General features: G+C 66.1%; 18 protein-coding genes. 7 read left to right on the plus strand and 11 right to left on the minus strand.

What is annotated here, in order from left to right; translation table 11 throughout:
* The first annotated feature begins 18 nt into the window (after positions 1-18).
* Positions 19-1,134 (plus strand): mandelate racemase/muconate lactonizing enzyme family protein, encoded by a 1,116-nt coding sequence (locus tag IG197_RS04305; RefSeq protein WP_192317185.1) that lies wholly within the window; start codon positions 19-21, stop codon positions 1,132-1,134.
* Positions 1,135-1,185: 51 nt separating this feature from the next.
* Here the strand turns inward: IG197_RS04305 and IG197_RS04310 are convergent, their stop codons facing one another.
* Together IG197_RS04310 and IG197_RS04315 are read right to left on the minus strand one after the other, a co-directional pair.
* A complete protein-coding gene (locus IG197_RS04310; RefSeq protein ID WP_192317187.1) occupies positions 1,186-1,659 on the minus strand; it encodes a cupin domain-containing protein in 474 nt (157 codons plus the stop codon).
* A 261-nt stretch (positions 1,660-1,920) separates the two neighbouring features.
* Positions 1,921-3,123 carry an acyl-CoA dehydrogenase gene (locus tag IG197_RS04315; protein WP_192317189.1) on the minus strand — a complete coding sequence of 401 codons (1,203 nt, stop codon included), beginning with the start codon at positions 3,121-3,123 and terminating at the stop codon, positions 1,921-1,923.
* 119 nt (positions 3,124-3,242) lie between these two features.
* Here IG197_RS04315 and IG197_RS04320 point away from each other — a divergent pair, with 119 nt between their 5' ends.
* Positions 3,243-4,136 carry a LysR family transcriptional regulator gene (locus IG197_RS04320; RefSeq protein WP_115732572.1) on the plus strand — a complete coding sequence of 298 codons (894 nt, stop codon included), beginning with the start codon at positions 3,243-3,245 and terminating at the stop codon, positions 4,134-4,136.
* Here the strand turns inward: IG197_RS04320 and IG197_RS04325 are convergent.
* A complete protein-coding gene (locus tag IG197_RS04325) occupies positions 4,126-6,171 on the minus strand; it encodes an NADH:flavin oxidoreductase (RefSeq protein WP_192317191.1) in 2,046 nt (681 codons plus the stop codon). The genes IG197_RS04320 and IG197_RS04325 overlap by 11 nt on opposite strands.
* 113 nt (positions 6,172-6,284) lie before the next feature.
* Here IG197_RS04325 and queF point away from each other — a divergent pair, with 113 nt between their 5' ends.
* Positions 6,285-6,746, plus strand: a complete 462-nt coding sequence (gene queF / locus IG197_RS04330) for a preQ(1) synthase (protein ID WP_067963317.1) — start codon at positions 6,285-6,287, stop codon at positions 6,744-6,746.
* Between the two features lie 23 nt (positions 6,747-6,769).
* On the opposite strand, the gene IG197_RS04335 is transcribed toward queF, so the two are convergent.
* The 3 genes from IG197_RS04335 to IG197_RS04345 are packed head-to-tail and all read right to left on the minus strand — an operon-like array spanning position 6,770 to position 9,219.
* Positions 6,770-7,252 (minus strand): hypothetical protein, encoded by a 483-nt coding sequence (locus tag IG197_RS04335; RefSeq protein ID WP_192317193.1) that lies wholly within the window; start codon positions 7,250-7,252, stop codon positions 6,770-6,772.
* The gene (locus IG197_RS04340; protein ID WP_192317195.1) at positions 7,249-7,641 is read right to left on the minus strand and encodes a nuclear transport factor 2 family protein; all 393 of its coding nucleotides are present in this window, start codon (positions 7,639-7,641) and stop codon (positions 7,249-7,251) included. Before IG197_RS04340 ends, IG197_RS04335 begins: the two co-directional genes overlap by 4 nt.
* Before the next feature lie 12 nt (positions 7,642-7,653).
* A complete protein-coding gene (locus IG197_RS04345) occupies positions 7,654-9,219 on the minus strand; it encodes a trimethylamine methyltransferase family protein (protein ID WP_192317197.1) in 1,566 nt (521 codons plus the stop codon).
* Positions 9,220-9,310: 91 nt separating this feature from the next.
* On the opposite strand from IG197_RS04345, the gene IG197_RS04350 reads away from it, so the two are divergent.
* Entirely contained in the window at positions 9,311-10,213 is a 903-nt protein-coding gene (locus IG197_RS04350) for a LysR substrate-binding domain-containing protein (protein WP_192317199.1), read from the plus strand.
* A 269-nt stretch (positions 10,214-10,482) separates the two neighbouring features.
* Positions 10,483-12,339: a DNA mismatch repair endonuclease MutL gene (gene mutL, locus IG197_RS04355; RefSeq protein WP_192317201.1), complete on the plus strand. Its 1,857-nt coding sequence runs from the start codon at positions 10,483-10,485 to the stop codon at positions 12,337-12,339.
* A 246-nt stretch (positions 12,340-12,585) separates the two neighbouring features.
* Here the strand turns inward: mutL and IG197_RS04360 are convergent, their stop codons facing one another.
* A complete protein-coding gene (locus tag IG197_RS04360) occupies positions 12,586-13,485 on the minus strand; it encodes a DMT family transporter (protein ID WP_192317202.1) in 900 nt (299 codons plus the stop codon).
* A 112-nt stretch (positions 13,486-13,597) separates the two neighbouring features.
* On the opposite strand from IG197_RS04360, the gene IG197_RS04365 reads away from it, so the two are divergent.
* Both IG197_RS04365 and IG197_RS04370 read left to right on the plus strand, forming a co-directional pair.
* Positions 13,598-14,503 carry a LysR substrate-binding domain-containing protein gene (locus tag IG197_RS04365; RefSeq protein ID WP_246765301.1) on the plus strand — a complete coding sequence of 302 codons (906 nt, stop codon included), beginning with the start codon at positions 13,598-13,600 and terminating at the stop codon, positions 14,501-14,503.
* A gap of 172 nt (positions 14,504-14,675) precedes the next feature.
* Positions 14,676-14,909, plus strand: coding sequence for a DUF2093 domain-containing protein (locus IG197_RS04370; protein ID WP_192317206.1), 234 nt, complete (start codon positions 14,676-14,678; stop codon positions 14,907-14,909).
* 47 nt (positions 14,910-14,956) lie between these two features.
* Here IG197_RS04370 and lpxK read toward each other — a convergent pair whose 3' ends face one another.
* Genes lpxK through IG197_RS04390 form a run of 4 tightly spaced genes read right to left on the minus strand, consistent with a single transcriptional unit; the run spans position 14,957 to position 18,358 of the window.
* Positions 14,957-15,982, minus strand: a complete 1,026-nt coding sequence (gene lpxK, locus IG197_RS04375; RefSeq protein ID WP_154385449.1) for a tetraacyldisaccharide 4'-kinase — start codon at positions 15,980-15,982, stop codon at positions 14,957-14,959.
* Between the two features lie 2 nt (positions 15,983-15,984).
* The gene (gene waaA, locus IG197_RS04380) at positions 15,985-17,301 is read right to left on the minus strand and encodes a lipid IV(A) 3-deoxy-D-manno-octulosonic acid transferase (RefSeq protein WP_067963337.1); all 1,317 of its coding nucleotides are present in this window, start codon (positions 17,299-17,301) and stop codon (positions 15,985-15,987) included.
* Positions 17,298-18,107 carry a lysophospholipid acyltransferase family protein gene (locus tag IG197_RS04385; RefSeq protein WP_067963341.1) on the minus strand — a complete coding sequence of 270 codons (810 nt, stop codon included), beginning with the start codon at positions 18,105-18,107 and terminating at the stop codon, positions 17,298-17,300. Before IG197_RS04385 ends, waaA begins: the two co-directional genes overlap by 4 nt.
* A complete protein-coding gene (locus tag IG197_RS04390; protein ID WP_067963345.1) occupies positions 18,107-18,358 on the minus strand; it encodes a DUF4170 domain-containing protein in 252 nt (83 codons plus the stop codon). The genes IG197_RS04385 and IG197_RS04390 overlap by 1 nt, the downstream gene beginning before the upstream one ends.
* Positions 18,359-18,429 lie beyond the last annotated feature (71 nt).

The following is an 18,429-nucleotide window of genomic DNA, read 5'->3' on the forward strand; positions in this document are numbered from 1 at the left end:
CTTCGCCCAGGGGACAACATGGCCGACGCGACCATTTCAGGCATCCGCATCTACAGGCAATGGCAGCCGTTTCGCGACGGCACCTATCGCTGCTCGGGCGGTCGAAGTGCCGAAGGCTTCGATTCGACAATCGTCGAGATCACCAGCCGCGACGGCGCCAGGGGCTATGGCGAGATGGCGCCGCTCGGCAGCTTCTACGACCCGGCCTTTGCCGCTGGCGCCCGCGAGGCGATGAAGGAGCTGGCGCCGCAGCTGCTCGGCTGTGCGGCATCCGGCATCGAGGCGCTCAACCGGCGCATGGAGCTGTTGCTCAAGGGCCATCCTTACGCCAAGTCGGCCATCGACATGGCGCTCTGGGACCTGGCCGGCAAACGTTCAGGCCTGTCGCTGGCCGCGCTCTCAGGCGGCGCCGAGGGCGAGCAGCTTGCGCTCTACCGCTCGATTGCCCAGCAGGCGCCCGAGGCGATGGCTGTAAGGGCGACAAAATACATCGCCGAGGGTTATCGCCGGCTGCAGGTCAAGGTCGGCCTCGACGTCAACGAGGACATCGCGAGGCTCGAAGCGGTGCGGGCAGCAGTGCCCACCGACACGGTGCTGTTCTGCGACGCCAATGCCAGCTGGGGCACAGCGGAGACGCGGCGCTTCCTGATGGCGACACGAAATCTCGACTACACGCTGGAGCAGCCTTGCGCGAGTTATGAGGAAAACCTCGCCATCCGCCGCGCCACCGACCGGCCGCTGGTGCTGGATGAGACCATCGACAGCGCCGACATGCTCATCCGCGCGATATCAGACGGGCTCGTCGACGGCATCACCATCAAGCTCGCGAGGGTGGGCGGGCTCACGCGCGCAAAACTTTTGCGCGACATCGCCATATCCAAAAACCTGAAGGTCACGATCGAGGACACCGGCGGCGCCCAGATCGACACGGCGGCCTATTCGGGCCTGCTGTTGTCGACGCCCGAGCATCTCAGGCAGCACACGGTCGACTTCCACAACTGGGTGACGGTGGCCAATGCAAGCGGCGAATTTGCCATTTCAGGCGGCATGATGGCTGTGCCCGGCGGGCCGGGCCTCGGCCTCGACGTCGAGCCTGACCTGTTCGGCGAACCGCTGTTTGTTTGCAGCCTTTGAAGAGATGGCTGGACGGACACGCCCCCGCACCCGTCCAGCCTGATGTCGGCGCTATGGTAGCGGAGCGCCGACGACCTCGATGTTGCGTTGCACTGAGCTGTCGAAGAAGCGCCTGGTTGCGTCCCGCTCGCCCCTCGACGGCAGGACGTCCGCCCGCACCGGCAGGCTCATCTGGCGCACCATCTGCTCGAAGGCGCCACTCTGGGTGACGATCAGGCAGGTCGCGGCGTCAGTCGATTCGATCCTGAAATTGTGCGGCAGCCCCTTGGGCGCCATCACCGTCTGGCCGACATGGGCAGGGAAGTCCTTGCCGTCGACGAAGAACTGCATCGTGCCTTCGAGCATGTGAATGACTTCGTCGCCGCTGAGCGTGATGTGCAGCGGCGTCGTTTCGCCATGCGGCATGCGGCATTCGATGACACTGATCTGGTCGTCGCCGGCGCCGGCCGGCACACGGATGGTCATCAGGTTGTCGCCGAACCACAAGATCTGGTTGGCGTTCTCAGCCCTGGTCTGATCGCTCACAGATTATTCTCCCCGCACGCAGGCGAAACTGCCGCCCAGGTCCGGAGTTATCGATGCGATGTAACCGTTTGAGGTTGGCAGCCGCCGCCAGTGTTTCAAGCCAATGAAACAATTCGCGTGTAAGTCGAAATATATTCGCGCTTCCTAAACCTGAAAGCGAAAGCCATTCTGCATGCGCGGGCAGTTTGCGGCGCCAAGCAAAAGCGGCCGCGAAGCGCTTGCTTCGCGGCCGTTTCAGCGATTTCGGGTTGCGGCTGACGCTTAGAAGAACGCCTGCAGGCCGGTCTGGGCGCGGCCCAGGATCAGCGCATGCACGTCATGCGTGCCTTCATAGGTGTTGACCGTCTCCAGGTTCTGCGCATGGCGCATGACGTGGTAGCCGATCTGGATGCCGTTGCCGCCATGCATGTCGCGGGCGATACGGGCGATGTCGAGGGCCTTGCCGCAATTGTTGCGCTTGACGATCGAGATCATCTCGGGCGCGAATTTATGCTCGTCCATCAGGCGGCCGACGCGCAACGACCCCTGCAGGCCGAGCGCGATCTCGGTCTGCATGTCGGCCAGCTTCTTCTGGTAGAGCTGGGTACCGGCCAGCGGCTTGTTGAACTGCTTGCGGTCGAGGCCGTATTGCCGGGCACGGTGCCAGCAATCCTCGGCCGCGCCCAGAACGCCCCAGGAGATGCCGTAGCGGGCGCGGTTGAGGCAGCCGAACGGACCCTTGAGGCCCGAGACGTTGGGCAGCAGCGCGTCTTCGCCGACTTCGACGCCTTCCATGACGATCTCGCCGGTGATCGAGGCGCGCAGCGACAGCTTGCCGCCGATCTTCGGCGCCGACAGGCCCTTCATGCCCTTTTCGAGCACGAAACCGCGGATCTGGTTGTCATGGGCTGCAGACTTGGCCCAGACGACGAAGACGTCGGCGATCGGCGCGTTCGAGATCCACATCTTCGAGCCGGAAATCTTGTAGCCATTGGCGGTCTTCTCGGCGCGGGTCTTCATGCCGCCCGGGTCGGAACCCGCGTCCGGCTCGGTCAGGCCGAAGCAGCCGATCCACTCGCCCGAAGCAAGCTTGGGCAGGTACTTCCTGCGCTGCTCCTCCGAGCCATAGGCATAGATCGGGTACATCACCAGCGACGACTGCACCGACATCATCGAGCGATAGCCGGAATCGACGCGCTCGACCTCGCGGGCGACGAGACCATAGGTGACGTAGCCGGCGCCAAGGCCGCCATATTCCTCGGGAACGGTGATGCCGAGCAGGCCGGCCTCGCCCATTTCGCGGAAGATCGCCGGATCGGTCTTCTCGTCGAGATAGGCCTCCTCGATGCGCGGCGCGAGCTTGTCGGCGGCAAAGGCTGCGGCGCCGTCGCGCACCATGCGCTCGTCCTCGGTCAGCTGGTCTTCGATCAGGAATGGGTCGGCCCAGACAAAGCTGCCGCCGCCGGCCGGTGTGGATGCGCTCATGGTTCCTCCGGAGAATGGGTGAATTCGTCGCCATCCTAGACCGCTTCGGCACTTTTCGCTAACAAGTAATCTCGCATAGTTTATGCGTAAATTCGATCAACTCGGTCAGAGGCCAGGCGATGCGCCGCAGCTATGTCCCAACGATTGCAGAGCTTGAGGCGTTTCGCGCCTGCGCCAGCCTCGGCACGACAATTCGTGCCGCCGATCAGCTTGGCCTGACGCAAAGCTCGGTCAGCCGCTCGATCGGCCAGCTGGAGGACCGGCTCGGCGTGGCGCTGTTCCACCGTGTCCGGCAGCGGCTGGCGCTGTCGGATGCCGGCCGGCGCTTTGCCCGCGATGCCGAGGCCATTCTCGACAGCCTGCATGAGGCGGCGGTGCGCACCATGGCTTTCGGCGGCCAGTCCGACGTGCTCAGCCTCGCGGTGCTGCCGACATTGGCCGACCGCTGGCTGATCCCCAGGCTTGCCGGCTTCCACGCCGCCCACCCGCATGTCGCCATCGACCTTGCGGTGCGGCTGGAAACCGTCGACTTCGAAACCGAAGCCTTCGATGCCGCGATCCAGCGCGGTCCGGCCGAGACGGGACAGCCCGGCGTCGTCAGGCTGTTCGACGAGGTCCTCGTCGTGGTCGCCGCGCCTGAACTGCTCGACGGGCGCGCCGCACTCGACGATGCCGAACTTGCCGCGTTGCCGCTGCTGCAGCAGTCGACGCGGCCGACGCTATGGCTGCAATGGTTCCAGGCCGCCGGCATCGACCCGCGCACCACCTTGCGCGGCCACCGCTTCGAGCAGTTCTCGATGGTGGTCGAGGCGGCGGTCGCCGGCCTTGGCGTGGCGCTGGTGCCTGAGGTGCTGGCCGAGCGCGAACTCGGCACCGGCCGGCTGGTCATGGCCTCGCCAAACCGCATCGCCGGCGAAGCGCCCTACCGGCTCGCCTTCCGCCCAGGCAGCGAGGACCGCCCGGGCCTGCGCGAATTCGTCCGCTGGCTGACGGCGGAAACCGTCAGATCCTGAGGCCGAAGCGGATGCCGTCATAGATGGCGGCGTGGATGTTGCGCGCCTGCACCGCATCGCCGATGCGCAGCAAGAGGAAACGGCCATCCGGATTGTTGTCAGGGAAGATGTCGCCGCCATGGATCAGACTGGTGTAGTCGATGGCGCCTGAATTCTTCGACAACGGCTTGAGCTCGAGATAGAGCTCGTCGAGCGGCAGCGTGCCATGCTCGACCACCACCTGGTCGACGCGCCGCTCCTCGCTCCAGCCCCTGGCGAAATCCGAAACAAGCGTCGCCACCAACTGGTTGCCGTCGCGCCGCACCTGTTGCAACCGCGTGTTGATGGTGATCTTCACGCCGTGGCGATGAAATGCCTCCATATAGGGCACGTGGTTCATGCCGCCGATCTCGGGGGCAAAGAAACGCTCCGGCGTCAGAAGCTCGAGCCTGCTGCCGGCCTTGCCGATCAGTTCGGCCGCGGTCATGCCCTGGTGGCCGCCATTGTCGTCATAAAGCAGCACGTTTTCGGACGGCTTGACGCTGCCGGCGATGATGTCCCAGCTTGAGGTCACCAGTTCGTCACCGCCGTCGAGCGGCGGGTTCTGCGGCAGGCCGCCGGTGGCGATCACCACGGCGTCCGGGTCGAGCGCCAGCACGTCGTCCAAGCCGGCCCAGATGTCATAGCGGATCTCGACGCCGAGGCGCTCCAGCTCGGCCAGGCGCCAGTCGACGATGCCGATCAGCTCGCGCCGGCGCGGGTTCTGGGCGGCCAGCCGGATCTGCCCGCCGGCCTGGCTCGCCGCCTCCAGCACGGTCACCTTGTGGCCGCGCTCGCCAAGGACCCGCGCCGCCTCCAGTCCGGCCGCGCCGGCGCCGACCACGACGGTTCTGCGCAGCGGCCCGTCGCTGCGGGCAATGACATGCGGGATCGTCGCCTCGCGGCCGGTGGCGGCATTGTGGATGCAGAGCGCGCCGCCGCCCTCATAGATGCGGTCGAGGCAATAGGTGGCGCCGACGCAGGGCCTTATCCGGTGCTCTTCGCCCGCCATCACCTTGGCGGTGATGTGTGGGTCGGCGATGTGGGCGCGTGTCATGCCGACCATGTCGAGCTTGCCTGATGCAATGGCATGGCGGGCGGTGGCAACGTCGGCGATGCGTGCGGCGTGGAAAACCGGAAACTTCGTTGCCGCCCTGACCTCGCCGGCGAAATCGAGATGCGGCGAGGACGGCATGCCATGGATCGGGATGACGCCGGTCAGTGCGGCATCGGTGTCGATATGGCCACGGATGATGTTGAGGAAGTCGAATTTCCCCGACGAGGCCAGCCTCTGGGCGATCTCGACGCCCTCCTGCCTGGACAGGCCCTTGTCAAAATCCTCGTCGGCGACCATGCGGATGCCGACGAGGAAATCCGGGCCGACGGCGGCGCGCACCGCATCGATCACGCGCCAGGTGAAGCGCAGGCGGTTGTCGAGCGAGCCGCCATAGACATCGTCGCGATGGTTCGTCGCCGGCGACCAGAAGCCGTCGAGCAGATGGCCATAGGCCTCGAACTCGATGCCGTCGAGGCCGGCTGCCTGCATGCGCTGGGCGGCCGAGGCATAGTCGGCAACGATGCGGTCGAGGTCCCAGTCCTCGGCGGTCTTGGGGAAGGTGCGGTGGGCGGCCTCGCGCACCGGCGAGGCACTCAGCACCGGCAGCCAGTCGGCCTTGTTCCAGGCGGTGCGCCGGCCGAGATGGGTGAGCTGGATCATCACCTTGCAGTCATGCTCGTGGCAGGCATCCGCCAGCTCGGCCATCCAGGGCACGATGGCGTCGTCATAAGCGTGCAGGTTGCCGAAGGCGGCCGGGCTGTCGCGCGAGACGATGGCCGAGCCCGCCGTCATGGTCAGCGCCATGCCGCCCCTGGCCTTCTCGGCATGGTAGAGCCGGTAGCGCTCCTTGGGCATGCCGTCCTCGGAATAGGCCGGCTCATGGCTCGTCGACATGATGCGGTTCTTGAGCGTGAGATGCCGGAGCTGGTAGGGCTGGAGAAGCGGATCGTTGCTGGTCATTGCCTTCCCGCATTGTCAGGCGCTAATACACGCCACTTGAAAATCTGGCCCGTGCAGTCTGGCGCATGCCGCCTTTCGGGCATTGAGCCAGGCCCATTCAGAAGAGCCGCCCAATGACCATCACCGACAGCCTCACCCAGCTTGGCACCCAGGTGCAGACGCCGGCCTCGCCCGAGACCGCCGTGCTCGAAACCGTGCCTTACGACCGCCTCGGCGGCCCGCCCGCCATCGTGCGCTTCACCTGCCCGGAGTTCACCTCGCTGTGCCCTGTCACCGGCCAGCCCGACTTCGCTCACATCGTCATCGACTATGCCCCGGACCGGCTGCTGGTCGAGTCCAAGTCGCTGAAGCTGTTCATGGTCTCGTTCCGCAACCACGGCGCCTTCCACGAGGATTGCACCGTGATGATCGGCCGCCGCGTCGTCGCCGCGACAAAACCTCTGTGGCTGCGCATCGCCGGCTACTGGTATCCGCGCGGCGGCATCCCGATCGACGTGTTCTGGCAGACCGGCAGGCCGCCGGAGGGCGTGTGGCTGCCCGACACGGGTGTTGCGCCCTATCGCGGCCGCGGCTGAACGCATCGAAGGGATAGCGGCGCTCACTGGCATTGATACTGGCTGAGCGCCCATTCATTGGTCACCGACAGCAGGTCGGCGACCTTCCATTCGCCGTCGACCTTCTTCAGCTTCCACTGCATGCGATGCGGCTCGCCCGCCGCCGTAAACGCCGCGACGACGATCGCGGTGTCGCCGGTTTCCGAGCCGATGATCTTCAGGCTCCTGTCGAGTTCGGCCTTGTCATAGGCTGTGCTGTCGAGCGGCATGTTGGCATCGAGGCAATCGCCCTGCTCCGATTTCTCGAGCTGGTCGCGGGCGTCGAGCACCGCCTTGGCCGGATCGACGAAACGGCCGCGCTCGGCCGGATCGAGTTCGAGTCCGACATGGTCGTAGAACGGCCTGACCGCCTCGACGGCGGTGCCGGCCATGGCAGGCGTGACCAGAAAGGGCAGGATGGCAGTTGCAAAAGCGGCTTTCATGGCGGCCTCGGCGTTGGCGTGATGGCCCTCAATAGCACGCATCATCGGCCGCTGCCTTGCGCGCCAGCGTCATCCTTCACCTCGACACGCATGATCCTGCCGTCGACGTCGAACGTCACCGTCTCCTCGCCCGACCTGACAAGACGGACACCTGACACGGCATGCGTCGCCTCGAGCCGCCAGCGCGACCATGCGGAGTGCTGTGACAATGCCGCCACCTGCTCGTCCTTGGAGACCTGGTCGCCGTAACAGGCGAAATAGCCGCGAAACGCCGCCATGATCGCGTCGCGGCCGACGACGGCTGCACCGACACCATCGGAGACATAACAGGCGTCAGCCGCGAAACAGGCTTCGATGGCGGCGAAGTCGAGCACGTCGATTGCCGCGTGGTAGGTTTTCAGAGCAGCGAGGGGATCGAAAGCCGTGTCGTGCATAGGCTGCGGCCCTCAATACCAGGCATCTTCCATCGACGCCTTCCTCCGCGCCATGAAGTCCTGCAGCGCCTCGTTTATGCCTTCATCGAGCGGCGGCGCCTGATATTCGGCGAGCATCGTCTTCCAGCGCCCGTTGGCGCGGGTGGCGGCGTCGACCGAGCCTGCGGCCTGCCATTTCTCGTAAGGCTCGTTGTCGGCGATGGCCGAATCCCAGAATGCCGTTTCGTAATTGGCCATGGTGTGGGCGCAGCCGAAGAAATGGTTGCCGGGGCCGACCTCGCGGAAGGCGTCGAGCGCCAGCTGGTTGTCGTCGATCTTCACGCCGTCGAGATAGGTGTGCAGCGCGCCGCAGAAATCGGCGTCCATGACGAACTTCTCGTAGGACATCGACAACAGCCCGTCGAGGAAACCGGCCGAGTGCAGGATGAAATTGGCGCCGCAATGCACCGCCGCCAGCATCGACATGGTGCCTTCGTTCATGGCGTGGGCGTCGGGCAGCTTGGAGGTGGTGAAATTGCCGGAGCAGCGCAGCGGCAGGTTGAGCCGCCGGGCCAATTGCCCGATGACCATCGAGCCGATCGCCGGTTCCGGCGTGCCGAAGGTCGGCGAACCCGAGCGCAGCGACATGGACGACAGGAAATTGCCGAAGATGACGGGCGCGCCGGGCCGTTCGAGCTGGGTCAGGGCACAGCCGGCCATGGTCTCGGCCAGCGACTGGGCGATGGCGCCGGCATTGGTCACCGGCCCCATGGCGCCGCCGAGGATGAAGGGCACGATGACAGCCGCCTGGTTGGCGCGGGCATAGGCGCGCAAAGCCGTGGTCATGGTGGCGTCCCAGACCAGCGGCGAGTTGACGTTGACATTGCCCAGGATGACGCAGTTCCGGTCGGTGAAGTCCTCGCCAAAAACGATACGCGCCATGTCGATGGAATCTTCGGCACGGCTTTCCGAGGTCACCGAACCCATGAAGGCGCGGTCGGAATAGCGGATGTGGCTGTAGACCATGTCGAGATGGCGCTTGTTCACCGGCACGTCGACCGGCTCGCAGATGGTGCCGCCGGAATGGTGCAGCCAGGGCGAGGACTGCGCCAGCTTCACGAAATTGCGGAAATCCTCGATGGTGCCGTAGCGACGGCCCTTGTCGAGATCCATGACGAAGGGCGAGCCATAGGCCGGCGAAAACACCACGCTTTTGCCGCCGATCTCGACCGAACGTTCTGGGTTGCGGGCGTGCTGGGTGAAGCTTGCAGGTGCTGTCTTCAGCACCTCGCGCAGCAGGCCGGGCTCGAACTTGACCAGCACCCCCTCGACCTTGGCCCCTGCCCGTCTCCAGTGATCCAGTGCTTCAGGATCGTCGCGGAACTCGATGCCGATCTCGGCAAGAATCCTGTCGGCGGTCGCCTCGATGCGGACAAGGTTGTCCTCGGAGAGAATGTCGTAGGTCGGGATGTTCCTCATGATATAGGGCCGGCCATGCGCCTCGGGCCCATGCGAGCGCTGCTCGCGGCGGGCGTTGCGGCCGCCGCGCTCGCGGCGCTTGGCGGGCTCGCTCGGGGCTTCGGCGGTGGCGACGCTCATGTCAGGCTCCAAATCGTTCCAGCATGAAGCTAGCCTTTGGATCCGATGCTGTGACGCTTGAAAATCCTCATCACTTGCATAAGCTTGATTTATGCAAAGCCTGCGCCATTTGTTGCCCTCGGCCGGCAGCCTGATCGTCTTCGAAGCCGCCGGGCGGCTGGCGAGCTTCACCGCCGCCGGGCGCGAGCTCGGCATGACCCAGGCCGCGGTGTCCTACGCCATCCGCGGACTGGAGGATCAGCTCAGTGCCAAGCTGTTCCAGCGCCGCCACCGCCAAGTGCTTTTGACCGAGGCCGGCGAACGGTTCCATGCCGACGTCACGCTCGGCCTGTCGCATATCCGCAAGTCGGCGGAAGAACTGCGCGCCCGCGCCGGCGGCATGCATGTGACGCTGTCGGCGTCGACTGCCTTTGCCTCGTTCTGGATGATGCCGCGGCTGCAGAAATTCCGCGACGACCTGCCCGGCATCGACCTGCGCATCCAGACTGCCGACCGCGACCTCGACCTCGTCGCCGAGGGCATTCCGCTCGGCATTCGCGGCGGCGACGCCGCCGACTGGCCCGACTACGAGCTGTTGCAGATCGCCGACGAAGCGGTCTATCCCGTCGCCGGGCCGGCCTATCTGGCGCGCGCCGGCACGCCTCGGACGCCGGCCGAGATGACCCTGCACCATCTGATCCACCTCGAAGAGCCCTATCGCCCTGCTGCAACCTGGAACGAATGGTTCCAGTCGGCCGGCCTGAACGGCGCCGTCGCCAAGCGCGGGCTGGTCATCAACGACTATGTGCTGGTCATCCAGGCCGTCATGGAAGGCCAGGGCATCGCGCTCGGCTGGCGTCACCTCACCGACCGGCTGATCGCGGCGGGGCTTTTGGTCCGGCTGTCCGACCACGTCATGACGACGAACAAGGGGTTCCATGTCGCCTGGCCCAGGAATCGCGTGCTGAGCGAAAGCGCTGAAAAGGTGCGCGACTGGCTGGCGGCGCAGGCGTGAGGCGGACAGCGGCTGTGTCCCCAGTCTGCATCGTCGCGCCGCCCCTCATCCGCCCCTCGGGCACCTTCTCCCCGTCAACGTGGGGAAGGAAGAGCGACAAGGCTGCGGCAAGCCTTCTTCTCCCCGTTCACGGGGAGAAGGTCCCGGCAGGGGATGACGGGCAGCGCTGCCTTCCCTGTAAAATGCCGGTGTCACCAATCCGCTGTGGATGCCCTTGCCCCGCGCAATCTCCCTGTCGCCGCCCAACCGAATCCCGCTATAGTTCCGCCATGCCCATTCGCCAGCTTTCCGAAACGATGATCAACCAGATCGCCGCCGGCGAGGTCGTTGAGCGGCCGGCCAGCGTGGTCAAGGAGCTTGTCGAGAACGCGCTCGACGCCGGTGCCGGCCGCATCGAGGTGGCCACCGCTGGCGGCGGGCTCAATCTGATCCGCGTCGTCGACGACGGTTCGGGCATGCCCGAGGACGAGCTGGCGCTGGCGATCTCGCGCCACTGCACCTCCAAGCTCGGTGACGACATCCTCGACATCCGCTCGCTCGGCTTCCGCGGCGAGGCCTTGCCGTCGATCGGCTCGGTGTCGAAGCTCGCCATCCGCTCGCGCACCAGATCAGCCGACAGCGGTGCCGAGATCACCGTCGAGGGCGGCCGGGTGTCGGGCGTGCGCCCGGCGCCGAGCAACCGCGGCACCACCGTCGAGGTGCGCGACCTGTTTTACGCCACGCCTGCCCGGCTCAAATTCATGAAGACCGAGCGCGCCGAGGCGACCGCCATCGCCGACACCGTCAAGCGCATCGCCATCGCTTTCCCGGCCGTGCGTTTCACCCTGTCGGGCACCGACCGCTCGACGCTGGAATTGTCGGCGACCTCGGACGAGGTCGAAGGCCGGCTTGCCCGCATCGCCCAGGTGATGGGCAATGACTTCCGCGACAATTCGATCGCCATCGACGCCGCGCGTGAGAGCGTGCGGCTCGAAGGCCATGTCTCGATCCCGTCCCACACCAGGGGCAATGCGCTGCAGCAATATGCCTATGTGAACGGCCGGCCGGTGCGCGACAAGCTGATCGCCTCGGCGATCCGCGGCGCTTATGCCGACGTTCTGCCGCGCGACCGCCATGCGGTGACGGTGCTGTTCCTGACGCTCGACCCGGCCATCGTCGACGTCAACGTGCATCCGGCCAAGGCCGACGTGCGCTTCCGCGATCCCGGCCTGGTGCGCGGCCTGATCGTCGGCGCGATCCGCCAGGCGCTGGCCAATGCCGGCATCCGGCCGGCGACGACAGGCACGCAGGCGATGATGGGGGCGTTCCGGCCGGGGCCGACCAGCTACGGCCACCCCGGCCCGGCCAACGGCCATCGCAGCTACAACCCGCAGATACGGCCGGATTTCCGTGCCGCCACCTCGGCCAATTACGAACCGCAGCGCTCGCCGTTCCGGCCGCTCGATGCGGGCTTTGCCGAGGCAGCGCAGGCGAGCTTCGACGCCGGACCGCTCGATAGTGCCGATGCCCGCGCCGGCCAGTCAGAGGTGGTCGAAGCGCTGCTGCGCACCGAACTGGGGGCTGCCCGGGCGCAGGTGCATGAAAACTACATCGTCGCCCAGACCAGCGACTCGCTCGTCATCGTCGACCAGCACGCCGCCCATGAGCGGCTTGTCTATGAGGCGCTGAAGAACGCGCTGCATGCGCGGCCGATCCCCTCGCAGATGCTGCTGCTGCCCGAAATCGTCGACATGCCCGAGGAAGACGCCGAACGGCTTGCGCTGCATTCGGAAACCTTGGCCCGCTTCGGCCTCGGCGTGGAACGTTTCGGCCCTGGAGCCGTGGCGGTGCGCGAAACGCCGGCGATGCTCGGCGAAACCGACGTCGTCAAGCTGGTGCGCGACCTCGCCGACGAGATCGCCGACAGCGACACCGCCGACACGCTGAAGGAAAGGCTGCATGCGATCGCCGCCACCATGGCCTGCCACGGCTCGGTGCGCTCGGGCCGCCGTCTCAGGCCTGAGGAAATGAACGCGCTGCTGCGCCAGATGGAGGCGACGCCGGGATCGGGCACCTGCAACCACGGCCGCCCGACCTATATCGAGCTCAAGCTCGCCGACATCGAAAAGCTGTTCGGCCGCCGCTAGGGCGTTTCGCGCTTTTCATCCTGAATCGCGAAACCGCTCTATCTCCTTGTTTCTACACAATCTCGGACGGAAAAGCGCTGCACAGCCTTGCTGGAATTGCGCCGGAGCGCAGCACTTGTGCCTGAATCAAGGAAACTCGCTATCTCCTTGTTTTTGCGCAACTCCTGGGGAAAGCCGCTTCAGACATTGATGGCGCCAGGTGCTGCCACCGGGCGCCATGAAGGCAGTCGCTACAGTCCGCACGCCTCAGCGCTTGAGATTGACCAGCACCACGCCGGCCAGCGCCAGCGCGCCACCAAGGATGCCGAACAGGCCGGGGGTCTCGCCGAGCCAGACAAAGCCGATCGCCACCGCCACCGGCGGCACGCAATACATGAAGTTGGAGGCACGCGACGCCGGCAGGCGCGACAGCGCCACCGACCAGCTGCCATAGGCGATCAGGCTGGGCACGATGCCGAGATATATGACCGACCAGAAGGGTTCCGATGCGGCGACCGACATCTGGGCAAGGCCGTTGGGCAGCGCCGGGGCCAGGAACAGCGCGCCGAGGATCATGTTCCAGGCCGAGACGGTCAGCGGCCGATGGCTGATGTACAGGCGCTTCTGGACGATGCTGCTGAGCGAGGTGCAGAACGCCGAGCCGAGGATCAGCAAGGCGCCGGTGTTGAAGGTCAGCCCCTGCCCCTCGCCGAGCGCGATGATGCCGATGCCGGCAAAGGACAGGAAGGTGCCGGCCCAGGCAAGCACCGGAAAACGCTCGCCGAGCAGGATCATCGCCAGCACCGCCGTGATGATCGGATTGACGTTGATGATGAAGCTCGCCGCCCCCGCCGAAACCGTCGTCTCGCCATAGTTGAGCAGCACCGTGTAGAGCGCGATGAAGACCGCGCCGCCAAAGGCAAAACGCCAGAGTTCGTTCAGCGCCGGCAAGGCCGGGCGCAGGATCATCAGGTAGATCGCCGACGGCACGGCGGCGATGGCGAAGCGCAACGCGCCGAGTTCGATCGGATCGATGGCATCAAGCCCGGCGCGGATGGCCGGAAAGGACGAGGCCCAGCCGACGATCGTCACGACCACCGCAAGCACGGTGACAGTGGAAGCCCGCTGTGTCGGATTGCCGGTCTGGATGGTGGTCTGGGCGGTCATGGCTGGGCCTCGTCAGTCTGGGTCTGCACGCCAAGATGTCGCCGACACCGAGCTGATTGACAAACGAATAAATCGAGGCTCAGCTGTGAGCATGGATCACAGCTCAGAACAGATGCTCCCTCTCGAAACCTTGCGCGCCTTCCAGGCGGCGGCGCGCAGCGGCAGCTTCTCGGCGGCGGCCGAAAAGCTCAACATGACGCATGGCGCAATCAGCCGGCAGGTCGCCAAGCTGGAAGACTGGCTCGGCCTCCGGCTGTTCGAGCGCGGGGCGCGCGGCGTGACGCTTACGCTCGAGGGCCAGCGCCTGCATCTGCGCGCCAATGAGGCGTTCTCGCTGATCTCCGACACCACCGACCGCTGGGTCGAGCCGCGCGGTGCGGCCGTGGTGCGGCTGACCTCGATCCCGTCGATTGCCGGGCTGTGGCTGATGCCGCGCCTGTCGCAGCTCGAAGCGGGCGAGCCGAAGCTGCGCGTCGTGCTCGACGTCGACATCCGCCAGGCCGACCTCGCCGACGAGGGCATCGATCTCTCCATCCGCTGCGGCCGCGGCAAGATCCCGGGGCGGATCTCGACGCAATTGTTCGAGGAGCACTGCTTTCCCATCGCCGCACCCGAGCTTGCGGCCCGCATCGGCAGCGGCGACGCCGCAAGGCTGCTGGACTTTCCGCTGATCCACGATTCCGACGCGTCGAGCTGGCGGTCCTGGTTCAGCACGCACGGCCTCGACTACCGCCCGCGCCCGCAGGACCGGCGCTTCGAGGACTACAATCTGGTGCTGTCGGCGGCGAGCCACGGCCTCGGCATCGCTTTGGCGCGGCCGCCGCTGACCGAAAACCAGCTCAAGGCGGGCCATCTCGTCATGGTCGACGAACACCGCGCGCTGAACCCTGTGTCCTACTGGCTCGATCGCCCTGCGGGACGGCCGCGGCATGCTGCGGCCGAGCTTGCGCGGCGCATCGGCCACCATGCCGGGCTGTCGCTGCAGACGGTCGAACGCTTCCTCGCCGAGGACAGGTAACTTGACCCAGGACGTTCTGTGACCGTAAAAGCCGGGCAAGGCACGGCCCGCCCTTCTTGACGGGCGACCGCCTTGATGGCCCCCCTTCTTTAGCGGGTCAAGAAACTGTAGATTTCGGCAGGCCATGCCGCCGGCGACCGGCAGCCGGCACAGGGAGATTGAGCGAAAGCCCATGATGAACCATTTCGAAGGCCCCGGCGCACGCGAAGCCCGCATCCGCTATCTCGACGGCGATTTCCAGGTGACGAGCCCCGGTTCCTTCGTGCGCTGCGCGGTGACGGGGGAATCCATCCCGCTGGACGAGCTCAAATACTGGAGCGTCGCCCGCCAGGAACCTTACCGCGATGCCGCGGTGTCGCTGTCGCGTGAAATCGACATGAACCCGGAGCTGCGCACGCGCAAATAGGCCGGCCAGCCTGAGATCTTCAGGCTGAGATTTTCAACCTGATATCTTCAACCTGATATCTTCCGGCGGCGCCAGGCTTCGAGCGTCTCGCTGATGATGCGCTCGGGCGCGTTCTCGACGTCGAAGACGGCGTCGATCTCCAGCACATTCAGGTTTTCGAGAAATTCCGGCGACGCCGCGCCATGGCGCAACCTGGCGGCATCCTTGGACGTCGTGACCAGTTCGAGCTCGCCGACGCGCGCGGCAGTGACCAGATCCTCGAGTTCGTCGGGCAGGTAGAAATGATGGTCGGCGAAGGGATGCGCCAGCACCACCGTCGCCCCTGCCTTGGCCAGCGTGGCGAAGAACTTTTCCGGATGGCCTATACCGGCGAAAGCCAGGAAACGACGGCCGGCAAAGGCCTTCTTGCCGCGTGGGCGCGCCACAGCGGCAAAGACCGGCTTGCCGGCACGCGCCGCCCGGCGCACCACCGCATCGGCGCGCTCGCCCTCGCCCATCTTGAGCACGGCGTCGGCGAAGCGGAGCTGGTCGATCAGCCGCGCCCGCATCGGCCCGCCGGGGATGACGTGGCCATTGCCGAGGCCATAACGGGCGTCGACGACGATCAGCGCATAGTCGATGTGGATGCGCGCGCTCTGGAAGCCGTCATCCATGATCAGGAAATTGCAGCCGCGCTCGATCAGCATGCGCGCGCCGGCGGCCCGGTTGGCCGACACCGCGACCAACGCATGTTCGGCCAGAAGCAGCGGCTCGTCGCCGACATGCTTGGCGCTGTCGTGATGAGGATCGACGATGTGCGGTTCGGAAAAACTGCCGCCATGGCCGCGCGACAGGAAACCGGGCACCAGATGCATGCGTTTGGCCTGCCTGGCAAGGGCTATGGCAACAGGCGTCTTGCCGGTGCCGCCGACGGTGAAATTGCCGACGCACAGCACCGGTGCGTCCATCTTTTCGCGCTTCGCCGCCTTCATGCGCCGGCCCGCCACCAGGGCGTACAGCGCCGACACCGGATAGAGCGCATAAGCGCGCCAGTCCGGCTTTTCCCACCAGAAAGGAGGCGCTTCGCTGGCCAGAGCTACCTCCCGCCCGCGCCCTTGAGGCGCGACTGCACGATCAGCGGGTGGATGAAGGGTTCGAGCGCCTTCAGCGTGCGGGCGAGCGCACCGCGCATTTCCTCGACGGTGGCGGCACCGGCCAACATCATGTCGTGGCGTGCGATTTCGTTGCCGAGCAGGAAATTGACGGCACCGGCGAGCATGTCGCGGTCGCGGACGATCTTGGCTCCGCCCTTGTCGATCAGGCGCTGGTAGGTGTCGCGGAAGTTCTGCACGTTGCGCCCGGCAAGAACGGCGGTGTCGAGCATCGCCGGCTCGAGCGGGTTCTGGCCGCCCTGGGCCGTCATCGAACGGCCGACAAAGGCGATCTCGGTCAGGCGCAGGTAAAGTCCCATCTCGCCAATGGTGTCGCCGAGCAGGATGTCGGTGTCAGGGGTGATGCGGTCGCCGGTGCTGCGGCGGGCGACGTTCAGGCCCAGGGCGGTCAGTTCCGTCACCAGGGCCGCGGCGCGGTCGGGATGGCGCGGCACGATGATGGTCAACAGGCTGCGATGGCGGCTGCGCAGCATGGCGTGCACTTCGGCAGCCATCACCTCCTCGCCGTCATGGGTCGACACGGCAGCCCAGGTCGGGCGGCGGCCGATCTGGCGCTGGATGGCGTAGAGCGCGGTTTCGTCGGCCGGCGGCGGCGCGGTATCGACCTTGAGGTTGCCCGAGACGGTAACCGGGCGTGCGCCGAGCGCGCGGAAACGCTCGCCGTCGACCTCCGACTGCGCCACCACATGGGCCATGTTTTCGAACAGCGCCTCGGCGATGTAGGCGCGCTTCTTCCACGACTTGAACGAGCGGTCGGACAGGCGGCCATTGACCAGGATCTGCGGCACGCGGCGGGCGCCGAGTTCGAGGATGGTCATCGGCCAGATTTCGGATTCGGCAATGATTGCCAGATCCGGGTGCCAGTGGTCGAGGAAGCGGCTGACCGCCGGCTTGAGGTCGAGCGGCACATATTGATGGATGATGCGGCCGCCCAGCCGTTCCTCGGCGACCTGCGCCGAGGTGACCGTGCCGGTGGTCAGCACGATGTTGATGCCATAGCCCAGGATGGATTCGATCAGCGGCACGACCGCGATCGTCTCGCCGACGCTTGCGGCATGGAACCAGACCAGCGGCCCGTCAGGCCGCTCCCGGCTCGGCACGCCGTAGCGCTCGCGCCGGCGGTTGCGGTCTTCCTTGCCCTTGGAGGCGCGCCAGGCGACATAGCCGCCGACCATCGGATAGGCAGCGGCACCTGCGTAACGATAGGCTCTGAGGAAGGCGCGAGCCCAGCGTTCGCTCATTTGCCACCGCTCCCTTTGCCACCATCGACCAGGCGGTAGGCCTGCTCGGTGGCATGGTCGATCGCGGCGGTCAGTTCCTGGCGCTTGCGCTCCATCTCGGCATCGTCGGCGTCGGCCGGAACCTCGATCAGCGGCGCGACGAAGATGGCGCAGCGGCCGAACGGCAAATTGATCGTGGTCTTGTCCCAGCTGCCTTCCAGCACCTTGCGACGGCTGGTGGCAATCGCTGCGGGTGCGATCGGGCGCCCGGACAGCCGGGCCAGGAGGATGATGCCCATGCCGGCGTCGCGCGGCGTGCCATGCGGAATGTCAGCGATCATGCAGACGTTCTTGCCGGCATCGAGCGCCTTTTTCAGGGCGATCAGCGCCACGGCGCCACCTTTTTCGTGCTTGCGCCTGGTTTCGCGGCCGCCCGAGCCGCGCACGGCCTCGATGCCGAACTTGTTGATGACAAGCGCATTGAGCTCGGCATCGGCGCTGCGCGACACCATCGCCACCAGGCCGCGTTGGCTCGGATAGAGCGCCGGCGCCAATAGATGCTGGCCGTGCCACAGGCCGACGATCAGCGGCTCGCTGTCGGCATGGCTGCCGCCGGCCAGCGCATAGGAGCCCTTGACCATCGGGTTGGTCAGCTTGATGAAGCGCATCGCCCCGGCAAACAGGCTCGCCACCGCACCCTTGGCGAAGCGCGACTTGGCAAGCGGCTCGCGGATGCGGCGCCAGAACGTCTTCGACGCCGGCTGCTTGACGCGCTTCTTCTTCGCCGCGGGCCTCACGGCCGGCGACGCCATGCGGGGTTGCTCCATCAGTTCTGACCGGCAGCCTTCGTGTCGGGCTCCAGCAGCCGATGCAGGTGGACGACGAAGTAGCGCATGTGGGCGTTGTCGACGCTTGCCTGCGCCTTTGCCTTCCAGGCCAGCTCGGCCGACTTGTAGTCGGGATAGATGCCAACCATGTCGAGCGCATCGAGGTCGCGGAACTCGGTTCCGCCGAGCTTGGTCAACTCGCCGCCGAACACCAGATGCAGGAGCTGCTTTTTTCCGTTTTCTTCGGACATCTGTTTCCTTGATTCATCATCTCAGGGCTCGCCTGATCTAGACCAAAGCGCGCCGTTTTGGAACAGTCGGT

The sequence above is a fragment of the Aminobacter sp. SR38 genome, from assembly GCF_014843375.1.
Lineage (GTDB): Bacteria > Pseudomonadota > Alphaproteobacteria > Rhizobiales > Rhizobiaceae > Aminobacter > Aminobacter ciceronei.